Consider the following 18,304-nt stretch of genomic DNA (forward strand, 5'->3'; position numbering starts at 1 on the left):
CTTATGTTTACTTACAGAGTTTTTTACAATTTTTTTTTACCAGATCGTTAAGGGTAATTTTTCCTAAGAAAGAGTTTACCTGATTACCAATTTTCTGCCACAACGCTCTTGTCAGACAATCCTCAGCCCTATGACACTTTGAAGGATCCGCCGAACACTCTGTTATCAAAACAGGTCCTTCAAGTACCTCTATTACATCCTTTATTATAATTTTCTTCGGGTCTACGTTTAGCTTATATCCGCCGCCAGGACCTTTAAAGCTTTCTACTATTCCATGATGTTTCAAAACGTTTAGAACCTGTTCAAGATAAGAAAGGGATATTTCCTGGTCTTTGGCAAGCTGATGAGCAGGTATGGTGTAACCCTTTTTTACCTGTGCAAGCTGACATAAAGCTCTTAATCCATATCTAGTTTTGGTTGAAAGCTTAAACATGTAAATATAATATCATATAAGTTCAATAATTTTTATTTTTTTATTAAACAAACATATAAGATATATTTATAAGTTAATAAGTAAATTTTTTTGTTAATTTAAAAACCTTATTATAAAAGTATTTGGATTCTTCCCACTTTAAGATAAAGCTTAAAATGAAGTAAAATGCGATTGAGGACAATGGATATGCTATCTCAAAATATCCCCTTAAATGTAAGAAGTGTGATATACAATAAAAAAATAAACAACATAAAAACGCAATAAAACCTCTAATTAAAATTTTTGTTAAAAACCTGTTTAACGAAAATAAACCTTTTTTGTCAAGTATATATAGTTGCCATATTGAACTTATAAGTGTGCCAATAATTGAGCCTAGCGCTACTATAAATATACCATATGGTTTGACAAACAGGGCACAAAATATAATGTTAAAAATTATTCCAGCCAGGATAGACCAAAAGCTCTCCCACGGTTTTTTTAATGCTATAAACGCCTGGTATGACATGCCAGTTATTCCTATTGTATAAAGCATCAATATATGATAAGACAAAAATTGTGAAGTAATTAAAGCTGCACTATTGTTAAAGGCTCCATGTCTATAAGTAATTGATATTATTATGTAACTAAAAAAAATAGTGCTAAATACAATTGGAGACATTAGATAAATAATTGCGTTCATTCCATTGGAAAAGGTTCTCTTGAATTCGTTGATCTTATTTTCACTTGCAAAGGATATCATAGTTGGAAAAAGAGCACTCATTATAGAAAAAATTACAAGCCCAGCAGTCCCATATTCGAATCTTGCAGAATAATTAACTGCGCTTATTGCTCCACTTGCAAGCCAGGACGCTGCTGTAGTTGCTATAAAAAGATGAATCGGCCAAAGGTTTGTTCCTATTAGGGTAGGCAATAGTAGATTAAGAAGTCTCTTTTGATTGATGTTAAAAAGTTTTAGCTTTTTAAAAATATTCTTCTTTATTCGTTTTTTTATCCAGATCCACAAGCCTATAATTTGTAAAATTGCCCAAATTACCTGAGAGAAGATAAATGCGTTTATTCCAAATGGCTTTGTGAAAAAGAGTAGAGCGCCTACTGTAAATATGTTAAACAAAAAGGCAAAGAGCACAGGGTAGAAAAATTGATAATAAGATTGACATATTACAGTGAGAAATTGTCCAATTCCTGCAAGAGTTGCATACGAAACACTTAATAAAATTATACTTAAAGCTAAATTTGTACTGATTAGTTTGTCGTGACATTGCCACAAAAATATAATAAGTGAGGTTGAAACAAAAAGTACTATCGATTGAATAATTATCCAGAGAAAAGAATTTGCAAGAAATTCAGTCGCACTGTCGTTATCTTTGGATTTTATATCTAAAAATACAGGCATAAATGAGCCAGAATAAGTTTTTAAAATAGACCATATAAGGGAATTAGAGAGATTAAAAGCGAAGAAAAAGAAGTCTGTAATGTGAGTTATTCCAAAGGAATATGCAAAAAGTATCTCTCTTATAAAAGCTAGAGGTTTGGAGAACAAATTTGCTCCTGTAAGAAGTAGGGATGCTACGAATGGTGTTTGTTTATCAATATTGGAACTAATCTTCATTTTATAATTTAGATAATACTTTAGATAAAAAAATTTTTTGTTAAATTTACTATTAAAATGTTTTGAGCAACACAGTAGTTTTGAGTAAATTGTTAACATAGGGATAATATAAAACATTTTTTATGATCAGTAAAGAGCTTATTGGCTATTTCTTTGACCAGATTCTATTGCATAACTTTTATAATTATGTTATTCTTTGTAAATATGTCGGGGTGTAGCGCAGCGGGAGCGCACCTGCTTTGGGAGCAGGGGGTCAGAGGTTCAAATCCTCTCACCCCGACCAGGTTTTTTTGATATTAGAGCAGAAAAAATGTATTAATTAATGGGGAGGTATTGATGGCAGATATTAGGGTAAGTGCTAACTCAGCTGCAAAGTCTGTGGCAGGGGCTATTGCTGGAGCTATGAGGGAAAAGGGTAGAGTTGAAGTTCAGGCCATTGGCGCCGGTGCTGTAAACCAGGCTATTAAAGCAATAATTATAGCAAGAGGTTATCTTGCGCCAGGTGGTCTTGATGTTATTTGTATTCCGTCATTTACTTATGTAAATGTGGACGGTGAAGAGAGGACTGCAATAAAGCTTATTGTTGAGCCAAGATATTAGCTATATATGGTGAAAGGGTGTGTTAAGAAATAGAACTGTCTAGTACTGAGATAGTGTTTATTATTGTGGCCTTTTCTGTCTTCAACTTAGTTATAATTAGCGCTATGTTTATATTTATAAAGAGATCTTTTTCTGAATTTGCATCCCTTAGCCCAGCTGGTAGAACGCTTATCCTAAATAGAATTAAGGAGCTTGAAAGCAGATTAGAAAGTGTTGAGAACAATTATAAAGTTTTATCTGGTGATGTAGAAAAAATATTTATAAAACTAAAACATGCTTTTCAGGGTTCGGGGATTATTCGTTATGATGCTTTTGATAATATTAGTGGTATGTATTCCTTTTCTTATGCGCTATTGGATGCAAACAAAAATGGTATTATTATAACCTCCATAATGAGCAGAGATTTTACAAGAGTTTATGCGAAGGAAGTATCCAATGGAAACGTCAATCTTGAAATATCGCCTGAGGAGAAAAAAGCTCTAGAAATAGCAATAAGTAAAATTAATTAGCTTTGAGGTGCTATGCCAAAGAAATTGAACGACGAAATTACATTTATGATAGTGCCTCACTCAGGGCATACTCCCTTTTCGTTCAAAATAAGATGGGGGGTTTTAGTTTTCTTTTTAAGCGTACTCTTTTTTGGGGCTCTCTTTGTGATATGGACCTTTATTTTAGCATTAAGTGTAAATTCAAGGCTTTCAGATTACCAGATTCTGAAATTTCAAAATGCACGCCAATCTGAGGAGATAAGACAATTAAAAGTTGAGTCAGAAGCTCTAAAAAAGGATATAAAGCGTCTTAGCGATGAGGAAAAGGAACTAAGAAAAAACCTTGGCATATCTGAACCATCAGATCAAAATTCTAAAGTCAAATCAGATCAAAGTTCTTCAATAGAGGGAATAAGGCAAGATAACTCGATTGAATTAAGTTTGTTGTTTAGTTCTTCAGCGGATCCAAGATTTATAAATATAAAAAACGATCTATCTATTATTAGGACTCAACTTTCCTACAGAGAAAGGAGTTTTAACCAGGTTGCTCAAATAGCTAAGAGAAAGATTAATGAATATGCTTCTTTCCCTACTGGTTTTCCTGCAGATGGTGTAATTACGTCTTATTTTGGATATAGACCGGCTTTTGGCGATTTTCATCCTGGAATAGACGTTGCAGCGGGTTATGGTTCGCCAATATATGCCACTGGTGACGGTGTTGTTGTCTTTGCTGGATGGTATTTATCTGGTTATGGATTAACAGTGATAATTGATCATGGTAACGGTTACGAAACCCTTTATGCTCACGATAGTTCTTTTGCAGTTAAAGTTGGGCAAAGAGTTAAAAAAAATCAAGTAATTGCGTACATAGGCCTAACGGGCTTCACGACTGGTCCTCATGTTCATTATGAGGTTCATCATTATGGAAGGGTAATAAACCCAATGTCAGTAATTGGAGCAAATCCAGCAGAGCTTTAAAGGAGGTAAGCAAAATGTTGTTTAAAGTTAAAAGAGGTAGTAGTCCTGTAAGTCCCGATACAATTTTGAGCCATAAAAATGAATTTTCTGGGACCCTTAAGGGGGATGGGAATGTAAGAATTGACTCTTTGTTCGATGGTGAAATTACCATCGATGGTGAACTCTTTGTGGGGCAGGATGGAAAGGTAAATGCAAACGTTAAGGCAAAGAAAGTTTCAGTTTTTGGTGAGATAAGAGGGAATATTGAGGCTATTGAAGGGTTAATAATTCATAACAGCGGGAAGGTTTATGGAGATGTCAAGGTTGGAGTGTTGTTTGTGGATGAAGGGGCAATACTTGAAGGAAAAAGCGAGATGTTGAGGCCCTGAAAGGGAGGCTTTATTTAATTGGTACTCCTATAGGAAATCTAAGAGATATAACCTATCGGGCAGTAGAGGTTTTAAATTCGGTAGGATCAGTGTTTTGTGAGGATACAAGAGTAAGTCTAAAACTTCTGAAATATTATAATATAAAAAAACCTCTTTTTTCTTTTAATTCTCATAATTTTTTAAAACAATCTGAACTCGTGTTAAACAGGCTTGAACACGAATCTGTTGGACTTATAACTGATGCTGGTATGCCTGGTATTTCTGATCCGGGATCATTTTTGGTTGATCTGGTTAGAAAGAATAACTACGAGATAATAGTAATACCTGGCCCAAGTTCATTAACAGCGTCAATTGCTCTATCAGGTTTCAAACCAAATCTATGGCTCTTTCCTGGTTTTTTTCCTAAAGATAATTCTAAAAGAAAAGAAATTATCAATGCTTATGTCTATTCAGGAGGACATCTTATTTTTTTCGAGTCTGCCAAGAGATTATTTGATACTTTGCTTTGGATAAGAAATAATTTCAAATTTAACCCAAGAGTTTGCGTGTTCAAGGAAATTACAAAAATTTATGAAGAGGTTATTTGTTTTGAACTGTCTTTGATAGAAGAGAAGTTAGAATCATCTAATATCAAAGGCGAAATTGTTGTAGCTCTTGAGTCAGCTGGGACATTTGTAGATAAAGAAGAAGAATCTTATCAGCTAGCATTAGAATTAATAAAACTTGGAATTGAGCCTTCAAGGGTAGTTAGACTCCTTTCTAAATATTTAGGAGTGAATAAAAACTGCCTTTACAAAAAGCTTTTACCGAATTAATTTTAGATTTGAGCAACCTGTTTTATGATTCTTAAAATTTACTTTTGTGGGAGTTGGATGGTGAAAGAAATCTTGATTACTACAGAACTTGATCCCCAGGGATACTTAATTAAAGAAAGGTTTGGCGTTGTATTCGGAGTATCTGTTTTTTCCAGAAATGTGCTGGGCAACTTTTTCGGAAGCATTCGTGCAATTTTTGGTGGAGAACAAAGCGGCTATGCAAAAATGATTATGAAAAATAGAGACAATGCTATTGAGAAACTGGTTGAAAATGCAAGAAATTTGGGTGCAAATGCCGTAATAGGAGTAAGATTTGATTCTAATGAATTCGATTCAGGTAAAGGTCAATCTATGAATGAAGTTGTAGTTTATGGTACTGCAGTTATATTAGAGAAGAAATAAAAGGTATTTTTGATAATATTATCAAAACTTTTGAGTACTTAAAAGCATAAAAATTTTGTAAAACTGACAATAGGTTATAATATTTATATTACTTTAAGGAGGCAAAAATGGCAAAATCTTTCTACATTACTACCCCAATATATTATGTAAATGATAGACCACACATAGGTCACGCTTATACGACTGTGGCATGTGATGTACTTGCAAGATTCAGGAGGCTGGAAGGAAGAGATGTTTTTTTTCTAACTGGGACAGACGAGCACGGTAAGAAAATCCAGAAAGCTGCAGAAGAAAGCTCTTCAGATTCAAAATCATACGTAGATCGATTTGCCAAAATTTTTCAAGATGCGTGGTTTGCCCTTAATATTTCTAACGATGACTTTATAAGGACAACACAAGAAAGGCATTATAAAGCGGTTGCTAAATTCTGGCAAATTGTTAACAACAATGGAGATATATATAAAGGAAAGTATTCCGGATGGTATTGTGTGCCATGCGAAACTTTTTTTTCAGATGAACAGCTTGTGAATGGGAAATGTCCTGATTGTGGCAGAGAGGTAGAATGGATGGAGGAAGAATCCTATTTTTTTAGGCTTTCAAAATATACAGAGCCACTTTTAGATCTTTACAACAACAAAAAAAAATTTGTTATGCCCGATTTTAGAAGGAATGAAGTGATTCAGTTTGTAAAGCAGGGCTTAAAGGATCTTTCTATATCGAGAAGCAAATTTTCCTGGGGGATAAAGGTTCCTGATGATCCAGGACATGTAATATATGTTTGGTTTGATGCGCTATTAAACTATCTTACTGCTGCTGGATTTGCAGAAGATGAAGAGAAATTTAAAAGAATATGGCCTGCTGATGTTCACGTGGTTGGTAAAGAAATTGTTCGTTTCCATGCGGTAATCTGGCCTGCTATGTTGATGAGTGCGAAACTTCCATTGCCAAAAATGGTTTTTGGCCATGGTTGGTGGACTATGGAGGGGGAAAAGATGTCAAAATCTAAGGGGAATGTGGTTGACATATGGGCTTTATCGAAAGATGTTGGAGTAGATCCTATGAGATACTTTTTGATGAAAGCAGTGCCGTTTGGACAGGATGGAGATTTTTCTTATAAAAGTCTAAAGGAGATATTAAATGCCGATCTTGCTAATGACTTTGGAAATCTTTTAAATAGAACTGCATCAATGCTTGAAAGATATAATAATAGCTCTCTAACTGAAGCAGATAAGTTTTTTAATAAAGAGAGTTTTGTAAATTTAAGGGCTATTTTTGATGGTATGAAGGAAAGGATTGAAAGGTATTATGACAATCTTTCTTTCAGCTTTGTACTTGAGGAGATAATGACATTAATTAAGGGTGCAAATAAATTTTTGGACCAAACTGCCCCCTGGAGATCCTTTAAGGAAAGAGGATTTGATTTAGAGGTTGCAAGCACTTTTTATCACGTTTTTGAGATAATAAGACTTTCTTCTATTGCTCTATATCCATTTATGCCCACAATATCTAAAGATGTTTTAAGAAGACTTTCTATATATAAAAAACCTTCCTGGTCTGAATTTAGTTGGGGGTTATTGCCTTTGCCTTGCAAAGTTGAAAAGGGTGAGCCTATTTTCAAGAGGCTAGAAACCTGATGTATTTTGATAGTCATCTACATCTTGAGAGCGAATCGTTTGATTCTGACAGAGAGGATGTTATAAAGAGAGCTTTTGACGAACAAATAGGTTTGATGATTAATGTGGGATCGGATCTTGAAACCTCGCTTAAATCTGTAGAACTATCCAATAAATACAAGGGCAAAATTTTTGCTGTTGTTGGTTTTCATCCCCATGAAGCAAAATTTTTTAACGAAAATTTTTATAATGCAATAAAGGATTTAACTTACTTTGAAAACGTTTTAGCTATCGGTGAAATCGGACTTGATTATCACTATAATTATTCTCCGAGAGAATCTCAAATAAACTGTTTTAGAAAGCAGCTTGCGCTGGCAAGGGAAGTAGGGCTTCCAGTAGTTATTCATATGAGAGAGGCAACAAAGGATACTATTGACATATTAGAAGAGTTTAATGCTGACTCAATTGGTGGAGTGTTTCACTGTTTCTCTGGTTCTGTTGATACTATGAAAAAAGTAGTGTCTATGAATTTTTTTATATCTTTTGCAGGTCCAATAACTTTTTCAAATTCTCATAAGTTGAGAAACGTAGTCTTTGAGACTCCAATTGAAAGAATTTTGTCCGAAACCGATTCGCCATTTCTTGCTCCAGTACCTTTTAGAGGGAAAAGAAACGAACCTGTAAATGTAAAGGAGGTTGTAAGGGCCTTATCAGAGATAAAAAATATAGAAATTAACGATCTGAAGGCTATTTTATTTGAAAATTTATTGAACGCTTTTCCTAAATTAAGGCATTTTAAGGATAAAGGCCTTATTAACTATTAAGTAAAAAGAATTTTTTTGTAACTTATATGATGTTTTTCAACTTTCTAAGGAGGTGTTTTAAGTTGAGACCAGCTTATGTTTCTGGATACTTTTATCCGCTTAGAGAAAGCGATTTGTTGAAGTTTATGTCCGAAGTCATATTAGACGTTCCTAAAAGAAAAGTAAAAGGAGCAGTGGTACCTCACGCGGGATATAATTTTTCTGGTTCTATTGCAGGGAAAGTTTACTCTTCAATTGAGTGCCCAGATACTTTTTTACTTGTTGGCCCAAAACATTCAATGGAATCTGATGGAATATTTTTATCACAAACTTCATGGGCCACTCCACTTGGCGAGGTTATGCCTGATAGGGATTTGGGGGAATCTTTACTCCATCATTGTGAATTTATCCATCTAAATGAGAGAGTTCATGCGAATGAGCACTCTCTTGAGGTTCAGGTTCCGTTTATAAAATACGTCTGTCCTAAAGCAAAGATTTTACCTATTGCTGTTTCTACGACTTCAGAGGGGATTCTTTCTTCAACAGGAAAATGTATAGCAAGTGTACTTAAAGAATCCAATAAATCTGTTGTCGTGGTTATGAGTAGCGATTTGAATCATCATGAGCCGCAAGAGATAACAATGGAAAAGGATGAGAAAGTAATTAAAAATTTGATGTCATTAGATTCAAGGGGCTTGCTTAGGACTGTTTATGAAGAAGACGTTTCTATGTGTGGAGCATGGTCCTGCTTTCTTGGTTTGACAATATTAAAAGAATTGGGAGCTACTAAGGCCGAACTTTTAGAACACAGGACTTCTGGTGATGTGAATATGGATTATACTCAGGTAGTGGGTTATACAGGCATCTTGTTTGAATAATTGAAACATGAGAGGTTTAAAAAAGATTTCAAGAGATAAACCTTGTATAGCAATAATAACTGCTCCAGAGAAAGATGCTGTAGTTCTTGCGAGAAAATTAATTGAGTCAAAGGTTGCTGCTTGTGTAAATATTTGTAAATATGTAGAATCAATTTATGTTTGGCAAGGTACAATAGTAGAAGATACAGAAGATATATTGATTGTAAAAACATTTTTATCTTTGAAAGAGAAATTTAAGACTTTAGTTTTAGAAAATCATCCATATGATACGCCTGAAATAATTTTTCTAAAGTTAGAAGACGTCGAGGTACGATATCTATCCTGGATGAGAGAGGTCCTAATGGGCTGATGAATTATTTTATCGAATTTTTTTCTGATGTAGGGCAACTATCTTATCTATTCTTCAGATCCATTGTTGCTTTATTAACTGTAAGGTTTAGATTTTTTTTGTTTTTGGATCAGTGTTTTATGATTGGAGTAGAATCTGTACCTATTGTGTTTATTACTTCCCTTTTTGTGGGCATGGTGTTTTCCATCCAAACTGCTAGAGAATTTGTCTTTTATGGGGCTGGTTCTGTTGTTGGCGGAGTAGTAGGTATCGCAATAATTAGAGAATTAGGTCCGATGATAACAGGGGTTGTTGTTGCGGGAAGAGTTGGCTCTGCTATGGCTGCTGAAATAGGTACAATGAAAGTTACTGAGCAGATTGATGCCCTTTTATCCATGTCGGTTGATCCAATTTTTTATCTTGTTGCTCCAAGAGTTTTTGCCTGTATGTTAATGTTGCCCCTCTTAACTGTTATTGCAAACTTAGCAGGAGTTATAGGTGGATATTTTGTTGCTGTTTATTACGGTGGAGTTATACCTTCATCCTTTGTGGAATCTATAAAGTTTCTTGTTAAAGTTTGGGACATTGAAGCAAGCCTTATAAAGGCTATGATATTTGGTTGTATTATATCACTTATTGGGACGTTTATAGGTTTAAGAACAAAGGCTGGAGCTAGAGGTGTCGGAAATTCTACAATGCTTTCTGTCGTTATTTCTTTAATTTTAATCTTTGTTTTTAATTATTTCCTTTCAATGGTAATGTTCTCACGATGATAAAATTTTCTAACGTCTTTAAGAGTTTTGGGGGGAGAACTGTTCTTGAAGATATAAGCTTTTTTATACCAGACAACAAAATAACAGTTATCATGGGACCATCGGGTTGTGGAAAGAGTACTGTTTTAAGACTTATGATAGGACTTATGAAACCGGATTCTGGAATAATTGAGATTATGGGCAACAACATTACAAAAATTTCTGATAAAGAGCTATTTGAAATTAGAAAAAATATGGGTATGGTATTTCAAGCTGGAGCCTTATTTGATTCTTTAAACGTAATCGATAATGTATCATTTTTTTTAAAAGAACATAAACTAAAATCTAAAGAAGAGATTGATTCTTTATCCCTTGAGGCCTTAAAGTTTGTAGGTTTAGAAGATAGCGCTTATCTGTATCCATCAGAACTTTCAGGTGGCATGCAAAGAAGAGTAGCAATTGCAAGGACAATTGTATATCGACCAAAAATAGTTTTATTTGATGAGCCAACAACAGGGCTTGATCCTCATACGAGCAGAATTATTGAAGATTTAATTAGAAATCTTAAAGAGCAAACAGGAGCTCTTATATTAATTGTTAGCCATGTGTTTCAAACTGCATTTAGATTGGCTGAAAGGATAATTTATTTAGATAACAAGAAAATATTATTTGATGGTGAACCTAGGGATTTTGTAAAATTTGATAACGCTTTTGTCCAAACCTTTTTGGGTCCAGAGGGTAAAAAGATATTTTTCAATTATAATACTTAATTAAGGTAATAATGAGTTTTGAAGGGAGAGAGTTTTGGAAAAAGGTAAAGCTGTAAAGGTAGGTATATTTGTACTTGCTACATTAATTTTGCTTGCGGGCTCTATTTTGTGGTTCCAAAGCGATTTCCTAAAGCCGATGTATAGAATAGTTGCATATTTTCCTGATGTAAGCGGTCTTTCGGTTGATGCGCCCGTTTATTATATGGGCGTTAAAGTTGGCAGAATTAAAAGGATTACTCCTACTCTTTATAAAGGCGTCGAAACTGTAATATTGATAAAAAAAGATATTCTAATACCTAAAGGTTCTTATTTTTCAATAGGAACTTACGGTTTGGTAGGGGACAAGTTTATAAGTATAACCCCACCAAAGTCTATAACCAAAGAATATTTAACTGATGGGGCTACAGTAATTGGCACTTCTCCTCCTACCTATGAAGATATTCTGAACGAAACAAGTGTTTTGCTGGTAAGGGTTAGCAATCTTACAAAAGATCTTCACGATACTCTTTTGAACCCAGAGTCCAAAGAATCAATAAAGAAAACGCTTTTCCTTGCATCTTCTATAGCAACAAATATAGACAGGTTTACAAGGGTTTTAAGCGATTTAGCTTATAAAAACGAATCCGACGTAAATCAAACTATTAGCAATCTAAGAGGTTTTTCTGAGTATCTTCTGGCAATATCAAAAAATATTGATAAGGGAGTATCGGATCCTGAGCTATTTCCCTCTATAAAAAGCGCGTTGTTGAATATTAATGAGGCATCTAAAAACGTTGCAAACCTGGCTTCCAATCTAAATGATATTGTAAAGGATAAAAAAACCAAAGAAGAGATAAAACAAACTATTACAAATGCTAGCGAAATTACTGAAAGATCAAAGAAAGTGTTGGATTATCTTGCTAATACAAAGATTACTCCACAAGTAAGAGTTTTTAGTGGTCCTAAAGACAGAAGAGAGGGAGCTTTCTTTCTAGACATACATCCGCCTGGAGACAGATTCTATAGATTTGGAGTAAGGGATTCTGGCGGCAAAACTAAAGTTGATGCTCAAGCAGGGCAGAAGATAAATGATAATTTAGACGTTCGTATTGGATACATGAACTCCCACCTTGGAGCAGGTTTAGATGTACACTACGGTCGATTTGGTGTTGAAAGTGAAATATACGATCCAAAGCGTACTACTCTTGATAGCATTTTATCGTATTCAATTACTAAAGACGTTGATCTTTTAATGTATCTCAAAGACCTTACCAGAAGTGATAGAGAAGTGCTGGGCGGAGTAAGATATAAATTTGATAATTAATTATAATTATTAAATTCTATAAATATTTAAAATGATGGAGGCATAATTTGGCTTTTTTACTGGTTGTTTTAGATGGTAGTGCTGAAGAGCCGCTAAGGATCTTGGATAATAGAACTCCCCTTGAAGTTGCAAAGATGTCCAATTTGGATTGTATTGCTAAAATGAGTAGAACTTTTAGATCCAACTTTGTTCCCAAAAGCCTTCCTTGTGGATCCGAAGTAGCTAATATGGCCATATTAGGATACGATCCGATTAAATATTATACTGGAAGAGGTGCTCTTGAGGCTGCAAGCCTTGGATTGAAAATTAAAGAAGGTATGGCAGCGTTTAGGTTAAACTTAGTGTATGCTTCTGACAAAGTAATGTTAGATCATTCTGCTGGACATATAAAGACAGAAGTTGCGAGAAGGTTAATTGTTGAAACAAGAGAACATATTTTAGGTAACATTAATGCTGAAATTTATCCAGGAGTGAGCTACAGGCACATTCTTGTGGGTGATGAGATTTGGCTGAATGCAAAGCTTACTCCTCCACACGATATTCTAGGCTTAGAATATATAGATTATTTACCAGATTGTGAAGAGCTAAAAGCCTTAATAAATAACTCTATAAAAGTTTTTAGGGACTATGTTTCTGGTAATTTAGATTTAAAAGTAAGCATGGTGTGGCCATGGGGTGGTGGAAGAGTTGTAAATTTGCCGAAGTTAAAAGATAAATTTGGGTTTAGAGGTGCCGTTATAAGTGCTGTGGATCTTATAAATGGTTTGGGGATCTTGTGTGGTTTAGAACCAGTTAAAGTAGATAATATAACTGGTTTTATTGATTCTAATTTTATAGGTAAAGCTTACGGTGCAGTTGAGGCTTCAAGATATTATGACTTTGTTATGGTCCACATTGAAGCTCCTGACGAATGCGCTCACAGAGGAGACCCCTTTCTAAAGATATCTGCTCTTGAAAAGATAGATAGCGAGTTTTTTTCAGTTATTTTAAATAATTTATCATTATTCGAAAAGATTCTCGTAGTTTCTGATCATCTAACCTCTTGTGACATAAAAACTCACAAACATGGCGATGTGCCAGTACTCTTTTATGATAGATCTTATAAGGGTAAACTAGAAAACACAAGATTTACAGAATCCTTTTCATCAGGTTCAAAATTTATTGTTGGTCACAAATTATTAGAAGAGTTAATCTCTTAACTATAGGTGCTATAATGGACAGATTCTATGAAAAAATACCTTGTAGCACTTCAAATTTGGGTGCAGGTTACGATGTGTTTGGACTTTCTTTAGAACTGTTTTTAGAGATTGAGGCAAGGTTTGGGCTCAGGAAAGTCATCAATCTTCCAAGACATCTTGAGAACTCACTATTAAATATCGAATCTAAAGTTCACAAAATACTTTCAATAGAAAAACCTAAAAGTTTAACCTGGAATGTAAATAGCAAAATTCCAATAGGAAAAGGTTTGGGTTCCAGCGCTTCCTTGATAGTAGGTATATTAAAAATTGTTTCATTTGCCCATTCTATTAGATTGAGCGATCAAGAACTTATTGCTCTGGCATCCTCAATAGAAGGTCATCCTGATAACGTTTCTCCCACAATATTGGGTGGGTTAACTATATCTTTTACCGATCCTGATGGTAACTTTAAGGCCATCAAGGCTTCTATAAGGGAGTTCCCTAAAAGTGTTGTTTTTGTTCCAGACTTTTCGCTTCAAACCAGAAAAGCAAGACAGGTTGTCCCTTGTGAGGTTAAGGTTTCTGACGCTATAAAAAATATTTCTCAAACCAATATTATTTTGGAGTCCCTATATAGCAAAAGATATAATATTATGAAATACGCTATACACGATAGGTTGCATGAAAACTATCGCGCTAGTTTGATCCCTGGTTATATAGAGGTAAAGAACAAAATTATGAACGATGGAGCTTATTTTGCCTCCTTATCTGGAGCAGGGCCTTCTATATTTGCTTTTGTTCCGGAAGACTTTGATCCCGAAGGTGCTGTGCATAAATGGCTAGAATTTGGAGTAAAAGCAAAGTATTATTTTTTGAACGTATATCTGAAGTAAAATATCATAGTGTTATAATGTATTATTTTATTTTTGGAGGTGGATGTCCTATTGCTAGTTGTTAAAAAATTCGGAGGCACTTCTGTTGGAAGTCCTGAAAGAGTTAAACACGTTGCAAATCTTATCAAAAGATCTGTTCAAAACGGTGATAAAGTGGTTGTAGTTGTTTCTGCAATGGGGGATTCCACCGATCATCTTGTTTCTCTAGCAGGTCAGATTACGAATAATCCCTCTCCTAGAGAAATGGATGTTTTGCTTTCCACTGGAGAACAGGTTTCTATAGCTTTAATGGTTATGGCACTTAATGAAATAGGTATAGAAGCTATCTCTTTTACAGGTTGGCAAGCAAATATAAGGACGAGTTGTGTACATGAAAAAGCAAGAGTATTATCAATAGATCCAAGATTATTGTTAGATGCTTTAAATGCAGATAAAATACCGGTAGTAGCAGGTTTTCAGGGTATTGCTGATGATAATTCTATAACTACACTTGGAAGAGGAGGATCCGATACTACAGCTGTTGCTATTGCTGCTGCTATAAAAGCTGATTTATGTGAGATATATACTGATGTAAAGGGAGTTTTTACAACAGACCCAAGGGTAGTAAAGGAAGCCAGACAAATAATGACAGTTACATACGATGAAATGATGGAGTTAGCTCTTTTGGGTGCAAAGGTTTTGCACCCCAGATCGGTAGAACTTGCTAAGCACTATGGAGTGGTGTTGAAAGTGCTTTCAAGTTTTGATGATTGTCAAGGTACAGAAGTTAGGGAGGTGACAGATATGGAAAATAGAAATGTTGTAACAGGAATTGCTTTTGATGAGGACGTTGCAAAAGTTGGCATAATAAAGGTTCCTGATAGACCAGGAATAGCGTATAAAATTTTTGGAAGTCTTGCAGAAGAAAATATTAACGTTGACGTTATAGTACAATCTATTTCTCCTGATACGAATTTTACTGAAATGGCATTCACTTTATCTTTAAAAGATCTTCTTAAAGCTCTTAAGATTCTAAAAGTGGTTTCTAAAGAGATAGGAGCTCAAGGGGTCGTATATGACGATAATGTAGCAAAGGTATCAATTGTAGGAGCTGGTATGGGAGATAGGCCAGGAGTTGCTGCTACTATGTTTAAGGCTCTGGCCGATGTAAATATTAATCTTCAAATGGTTTCAACGTCAGAGATCAAGATATCCTGTATAATTGCAAGAGAAGATGTTAAAAAGGCAGTTAAAGCTATTCACGATGCCTTCAATCTTGATAAGGAGGGTTTTTCTTGTGATTAGAACGATAGAGGAGATTAACGAGAAGATTAGTAAAGATGAGGTTGTAGTTTTAACTGCTAAAGAGGCTTATGATCTTGTTAAAGAAGAGGGAGTCAAAAAAGCTGCTTCACAGGTAGATATTGTTACTACGGGAACTTTTGGAGCTATGTGTTCATCCGGGGTATTCTTAAATTTTGGTCACACTGAGCCTCCTTTAAAGATGGAAACTGTAAAGTTGAATTCAGTTTCAGCTTATGGTTATATTGCTGCAGTTGATGCTTATCTTGGTGCTACTGCTAGATCTTCTGAAAATCCAGAATATGGCGGTGCACATGTGATTGAAGATCTTTTGTCAGGTAAAAGAATTAGACTTGAAGCTTCAGGTACTGGTACTGATTGTTATCCTAAAAAAGACTTAGATACAAAGATAACTCTTGATCAAATAAATGAAGCAATAATGTTTAATCCAAGAAATTGCTATCAAAATTATGCTGCAGCAACTAACTCTTCTGACACAAGACTATATACCTATATGGGGGCGCTTTTGCCAAAATATGGCAACGTTAATTATGCTACATGCGGAATGTGGTCTCCATTACTCAAAGATCCTGAGTATAGGACAATAGGTATAGGAACGAGGATTTTTTTTGGCGGGTCTATAGGTTATGTGGCGTGGCACGGTACTCAACACAATTCGTCAAAACCTAGAGATGAAAATAATTTGCCAATTGGACCTGCTGGTACGCTCGCCTTAATTGGAAATTTGAAAGCTATGAACAAAAGATATGTTAGAGGGGCATACTTTGAAGGTTATGGAGTATCTTTAATGATGGGAGTAGGCATACCTATCCCAGTAATAGATGAAGATATGATGCAGCAGTTATCTCTTGGCAATGAGGATATAAAAACAGTAATTGTTGATTATTCTGTTGCTTCGCGTTCGCGACCAATTGTGAGAGAAGTAAGTTATCAGGAATTAAGAAGCGGTTTTGTTGAAATACATGGAAGAAAGGTACCAACAGGTTCTACCTCTTCGTGGGCACTGGCAAGAGAGATAGCTACAGTTTTGAAACAGATGATCCTGGAAAAGAGGTTTTTCTTAAGTGAGCCAGTAGAGCCATTGCCTAAGGATAGAATAGTAAAGCCATTGGAGGTAAGGAGAAGATGAGCACAGAGATTGTTAAAAAGAAACTAATATTGAGTTTTTCTCCTGAACTCGCTGAGCTTCCGATTACATATCACCTCGTAAAGGACTTTGATCTTGTGGTTAATATTCTTAGAGCTCAGATATCTCCAGAAAAAGAGGGGAGATTGATGCTCGAGATTGAAGGCGAAAAGGGGAAACTTGAAAGAGGTATTAGCTATTTGCAGAGTAACAAGATCAGAGTGGACTCTCTTGAAAAGGAATTGTTTCACGATAAAGATCTTTGCGTGAATTGTGGACTTTGCGTTGGCGTATGTGCAAGCAGAGCTCTAGTTCTTGATGAGAACGATGAACTTAAATTTATAAAAGAGAAGTGTGTAATGTGTGGTATATGTGTAAAGATCTGTCCGAGAAGGGCTTTTAAGATAGAGTTATAGTATTTTCATCTTTAAGAATTTAAGAAATTTTGTTATAATTTAATGCTTAGAGTTTGGGGAGTAGCCAAGCGGTAAGGCACTGGCCTTTGGAGCCAGCATCCGGTGGTTCGAATCCACCCTCCCCAGCCATTTCTTTTTTTGAATTTAATTAAAAATTTAAGGGGGAAAGATGATATACACAATAACTTTAAATCCAGCTCTTGACAGACAGATATGGGTTGAAGACATAAAGTATGACGAATCAAATAGAATTGTTCGTGAAGCTACTTATGCAGGTGGAAAAGGAATAGATGTTTCCAGAGTTCTTGCTAATTTTGGAGCCGATAACGTTGCCTTAGGATTCGTTGGTGGTTTTTCTGGAGAAGAGCTTGAGGGCAGATTGCTTAACGATGGCGTAAGGTGCAATTTTACTTATATTTCTGCTAACACGAGGACAAATATAGTTTTAAACGACGAAAAGACAAAATCTCAAACTCTTTTTAATGCTATAGGTCCTGAGATACAGCCGCAAGATTTAATGAGGCTTATAAAACAGATTCAAAATCTCTCTAACCCTGAATACGTTATCATTAGTGGCAGTTTGCCTGTTGGTGTTCAACCAGCTTTTTATAACAAACTTATAGATATAGCCAAAGAGATTGGTGCGAAAGTGGTTTTTGATACTGATGGCAAAGCTATGAAAGTTGGTCTTTCCAGTAAACCTCATGTAATAAAGCCGAATATTCACGAATTAGAAAGATTGGTAGACAAAAAACTTAAATATGTACCTGAAATTGCTCAGGAAGCAAGATCTATTTGTAAGAGAGGAATTAGTATAGTATTGGTTTCTATGGGTGCAAATGGAATGCTTTGCATCAGCTCTACAGAAGAATATTGGGCATTTCCTCCACCTGTTAGTGTTCAAAATACCATTGGTGCAGGTGATTCCTCTGTTGCAGGTTTTGTATTGGCATTGAAGGAGGGCAAAAGTTTAAAAGAAGCTCTTGCTTTTGCCGTGGCAGCTGGAACAGCTACTACTACGAGGCCAGGTACAGCAGTTTGTTTGCCTGAAGATGTAGAAGCTATTTATCCAAATGTAACTTTCAGAGATATTGTTTAAGATATATAAATAACTTTTTATAAATTTTGTTATGATAAAATATCTTTTGGGAGAGTATGTGTCCTGGTGGATGCCGTGGCCTTCAAAGCCACTGTGGGGTCGAAAGGCTCCGGGTGGGTTCGATTCCCTCACTCTCCCGCCAAAATCTGA

21 protein-coding genes and 3 tRNA genes are annotated in these 18,304 nt (G+C 35.2%); 22 read left to right on the forward strand and 2 right to left on the reverse strand.

Features of this window, described 5'->3' with window-relative positions; translation table 11 throughout:
* Positions 1-7: 7 nt before the first annotated feature.
* Together TDSAC_RS00990 and murJ are read right to left on the reverse strand one after the other, a co-directional pair.
* On the reverse strand, positions 8-433 hold the full coding sequence (locus TDSAC_RS00990; RefSeq protein WP_108308083.1) for an RrF2 family transcriptional regulator: 426 nt from the start codon (positions 431-433) through the stop codon (positions 8-10).
* A gap of 73 nt (positions 434-506) precedes the next feature.
* Positions 507-1,973 carry a murein biosynthesis integral membrane protein MurJ gene (gene murJ / locus TDSAC_RS00995; RefSeq protein WP_199919829.1) on the reverse strand — a complete coding sequence of 489 codons (1,467 nt, stop codon included), beginning with the start codon at positions 1,971-1,973 and terminating at the stop codon, positions 507-509.
* A gap of 277 nt (positions 1,974-2,250) precedes the next feature.
* Here murJ and TDSAC_RS01000 point away from each other — a divergent pair.
* The 22 genes from TDSAC_RS01000 to TDSAC_RS08975 all read left to right on the forward strand — a co-directional run bounded on the left by TDSAC_RS01000 (position 2,251) and on the right by TDSAC_RS08975 (position 18,296).
* Positions 2,251-2,325 (forward strand) — tRNA-Pro (locus TDSAC_RS01000).
* A gap of 53 nt (positions 2,326-2,378) precedes the next feature.
* Complete coding sequence (locus tag TDSAC_RS01005; RefSeq protein WP_013755594.1) at positions 2,379-2,642, forward strand: stage V sporulation protein S; 264 nt, start codon at positions 2,379-2,381, stop codon at positions 2,640-2,642.
* Between the two features lie 53 nt (positions 2,643-2,695).
* On the forward strand, positions 2,696-3,151 hold the full coding sequence (locus tag TDSAC_RS01010) for a DUF4446 family protein (protein ID WP_199919830.1): 456 nt from the start codon (positions 2,696-2,698) through the stop codon (positions 3,149-3,151).
* A 12-nt stretch (positions 3,152-3,163) separates the two neighbouring features.
* Positions 3,164-4,108, forward strand: coding sequence for a M23 family metallopeptidase (locus TDSAC_RS01015; RefSeq protein WP_108308089.1), 945 nt, complete (start codon positions 3,164-3,166; stop codon positions 4,106-4,108).
* Between the two features lie 14 nt (positions 4,109-4,122).
* Positions 4,123-4,476 carry a bactofilin family protein gene (locus TDSAC_RS01020; RefSeq protein WP_108308091.1) on the forward strand — a complete coding sequence of 118 codons (354 nt, stop codon included), beginning with the start codon at positions 4,123-4,125 and terminating at the stop codon, positions 4,474-4,476.
* 17 nt (positions 4,477-4,493) lie between these two features.
* Positions 4,494-5,291: a 16S rRNA (cytidine(1402)-2'-O)-methyltransferase gene (rsmI, locus tag TDSAC_RS01025; protein ID WP_267894128.1), complete on the forward strand. Its 798-nt coding sequence runs from the start codon at positions 4,494-4,496 to the stop codon at positions 5,289-5,291.
* Between the two features lie 57 nt (positions 5,292-5,348).
* Positions 5,349-5,693, forward strand: coding sequence for a YbjQ family protein (locus tag TDSAC_RS01030; protein WP_108308098.1), 345 nt, complete (start codon positions 5,349-5,351; stop codon positions 5,691-5,693).
* A 107-nt stretch (positions 5,694-5,800) separates the two neighbouring features.
* Positions 5,801-7,327 (forward strand): methionine--tRNA ligase, encoded by a 1,527-nt coding sequence (gene metG / locus TDSAC_RS01035; RefSeq protein WP_108308100.1) that lies wholly within the window; start codon positions 5,801-5,803, stop codon positions 7,325-7,327.
* Complete coding sequence (locus tag TDSAC_RS01040; RefSeq protein WP_108308103.1) at positions 7,327-8,130, forward strand: TatD family hydrolase; 804 nt, start codon at positions 7,327-7,329, stop codon at positions 8,128-8,130. Before metG ends, TDSAC_RS01040 begins: the two co-directional genes overlap by 1 nt.
* Before the next feature lie 62 nt (positions 8,131-8,192).
* Entirely contained in the window at positions 8,193-8,987 is a 795-nt protein-coding gene (amrB, locus tag TDSAC_RS01045; protein WP_199919832.1) for an AmmeMemoRadiSam system protein B, read from the forward strand.
* A gap of 7 nt (positions 8,988-8,994) precedes the next feature.
* A complete protein-coding gene (gene cutA, locus TDSAC_RS01050) occupies positions 8,995-9,336 on the forward strand; it encodes a divalent-cation tolerance protein CutA (protein ID WP_108308109.1) in 342 nt (113 codons plus the stop codon).
* A complete protein-coding gene (locus TDSAC_RS01055; protein ID WP_108308112.1) occupies positions 9,336-10,088 on the forward strand; it encodes an MlaE family ABC transporter permease in 753 nt (250 codons plus the stop codon). The genes cutA and TDSAC_RS01055 overlap by 1 nt, the downstream gene beginning before the upstream one ends.
* Positions 10,085-10,837 (forward strand): ABC transporter ATP-binding protein, encoded by a 753-nt coding sequence (locus TDSAC_RS01060; protein ID WP_108308114.1) that lies wholly within the window; start codon positions 10,085-10,087, stop codon positions 10,835-10,837. The genes TDSAC_RS01055 and TDSAC_RS01060 overlap by 4 nt, the downstream gene beginning before the upstream one ends.
* Positions 10,838-10,871: 34 nt before the next feature.
* Positions 10,872-12,140, forward strand: a complete 1,269-nt coding sequence (locus TDSAC_RS01065; RefSeq protein ID WP_108308117.1) for an MlaD family protein — start codon at positions 10,872-10,874, stop codon at positions 12,138-12,140.
* A 47-nt stretch (positions 12,141-12,187) separates the two neighbouring features.
* Positions 12,188-13,339, forward strand: a complete 1,152-nt coding sequence (gene apgM, locus TDSAC_RS01070; protein ID WP_108308119.1) for a 2,3-bisphosphoglycerate-independent phosphoglycerate mutase — start codon at positions 12,188-12,190, stop codon at positions 13,337-13,339.
* A gap of 14 nt (positions 13,340-13,353) precedes the next feature.
* Positions 13,354-14,211: a homoserine kinase gene (gene thrB, locus TDSAC_RS01075; protein ID WP_108308121.1), complete on the forward strand. Its 858-nt coding sequence runs from the start codon at positions 13,354-13,356 to the stop codon at positions 14,209-14,211.
* A gap of 51 nt (positions 14,212-14,262) precedes the next feature.
* Positions 14,263-15,495, forward strand: a complete 1,233-nt coding sequence (locus tag TDSAC_RS01080; protein WP_108308124.1) for an aspartate kinase — start codon at positions 14,263-14,265, stop codon at positions 15,493-15,495.
* Complete coding sequence (locus tag TDSAC_RS01085) at positions 15,488-16,642, forward strand: homocysteine biosynthesis protein (RefSeq protein ID WP_108308127.1); 1,155 nt, start codon at positions 15,488-15,490, stop codon at positions 16,640-16,642. The genes TDSAC_RS01080 and TDSAC_RS01085 overlap by 8 nt, the downstream gene beginning before the upstream one ends.
* Positions 16,639-17,055: an NIL domain-containing protein gene (locus TDSAC_RS01090; protein WP_108308129.1), complete on the forward strand. Its 417-nt coding sequence runs from the start codon at positions 16,639-16,641 to the stop codon at positions 17,053-17,055. Before TDSAC_RS01085 ends, TDSAC_RS01090 begins: the two co-directional genes overlap by 4 nt.
* A 54-nt stretch (positions 17,056-17,109) precedes the next feature.
* A tRNA-Gln gene (locus TDSAC_RS01095) sits at positions 17,110-17,184 on the forward strand.
* A gap of 40 nt (positions 17,185-17,224) precedes the next feature.
* Complete coding sequence (pfkB, locus tag TDSAC_RS01100; protein WP_108308132.1) at positions 17,225-18,154, forward strand: 1-phosphofructokinase; 930 nt, start codon at positions 17,225-17,227, stop codon at positions 18,152-18,154.
* A gap of 48 nt (positions 18,155-18,202) precedes the next feature.
* Positions 18,203-18,296 (forward strand) — tRNA-Sec (locus TDSAC_RS08975).
* Positions 18,297-18,304 lie beyond the last annotated feature (8 nt).

The sequence above is a fragment of the Thermodesulfobium acidiphilum genome, from assembly GCF_003057965.1.
Taxonomy (GTDB): domain Bacteria; phylum Thermodesulfobiota; class Thermodesulfobiia; order Thermodesulfobiales; family Thermodesulfobiaceae; genus Thermodesulfobium; species Thermodesulfobium acidiphilum.

Coding starts and splice junctions, on each gene's coding strand:
- TDSAC_RS00990 (WP_108308083.1), bottom strand. CDS start 433: ATGTTTAAGCTTTCAACCAAAACTAGATATGGATTAAGAGCTTTATGT.
- TDSAC_RS01005 (WP_013755594.1), top strand. CDS start 2,379: ATGGCAGATATTAGGGTAAGTGCTAACTCAGCTGCAAAGTCTGTGGCA.
- TDSAC_RS01015 (WP_108308089.1), top strand. CDS start 3,164: ATGCCAAAGAAATTGAACGACGAAATTACATTTATGATAGTGCCTCAC.
- TDSAC_RS01020 (WP_108308091.1), top strand. CDS start 4,123: ATGTTGTTTAAAGTTAAAAGAGGTAGTAGTCCTGTAAGTCCCGATACA.
- TDSAC_RS01030 (WP_108308098.1), top strand. CDS start 5,349: ATGGTGAAAGAAATCTTGATTACTACAGAACTTGATCCCCAGGGATAC.
- metG (WP_108308100.1), top strand. CDS start 5,801: ATGGCAAAATCTTTCTACATTACTACCCCAATATATTATGTAAATGAT.
- TDSAC_RS01040 (WP_108308103.1), top strand. CDS start 7,327: ATGTATTTTGATAGTCATCTACATCTTGAGAGCGAATCGTTTGATTCT.
- cutA (WP_108308109.1), top strand. CDS start 8,995: ATGAGAGGTTTAAAAAAGATTTCAAGAGATAAACCTTGTATAGCAATA.
- TDSAC_RS01055 (WP_108308112.1), top strand. CDS start 9,336: ATGAATTATTTTATCGAATTTTTTTCTGATGTAGGGCAACTATCTTAT.
- TDSAC_RS01060 (WP_108308114.1), top strand. CDS start 10,085: ATGATAAAATTTTCTAACGTCTTTAAGAGTTTTGGGGGGAGAACTGTT.
- thrB (WP_108308121.1), top strand. CDS start 13,354: ATGGACAGATTCTATGAAAAAATACCTTGTAGCACTTCAAATTTGGGT.
- TDSAC_RS01090 (WP_108308129.1), top strand. CDS start 16,639: ATGAGCACAGAGATTGTTAAAAAGAAACTAATATTGAGTTTTTCTCCT.
- pfkB (WP_108308132.1), top strand. CDS start 17,225: ATGATATACACAATAACTTTAAATCCAGCTCTTGACAGACAGATATGG.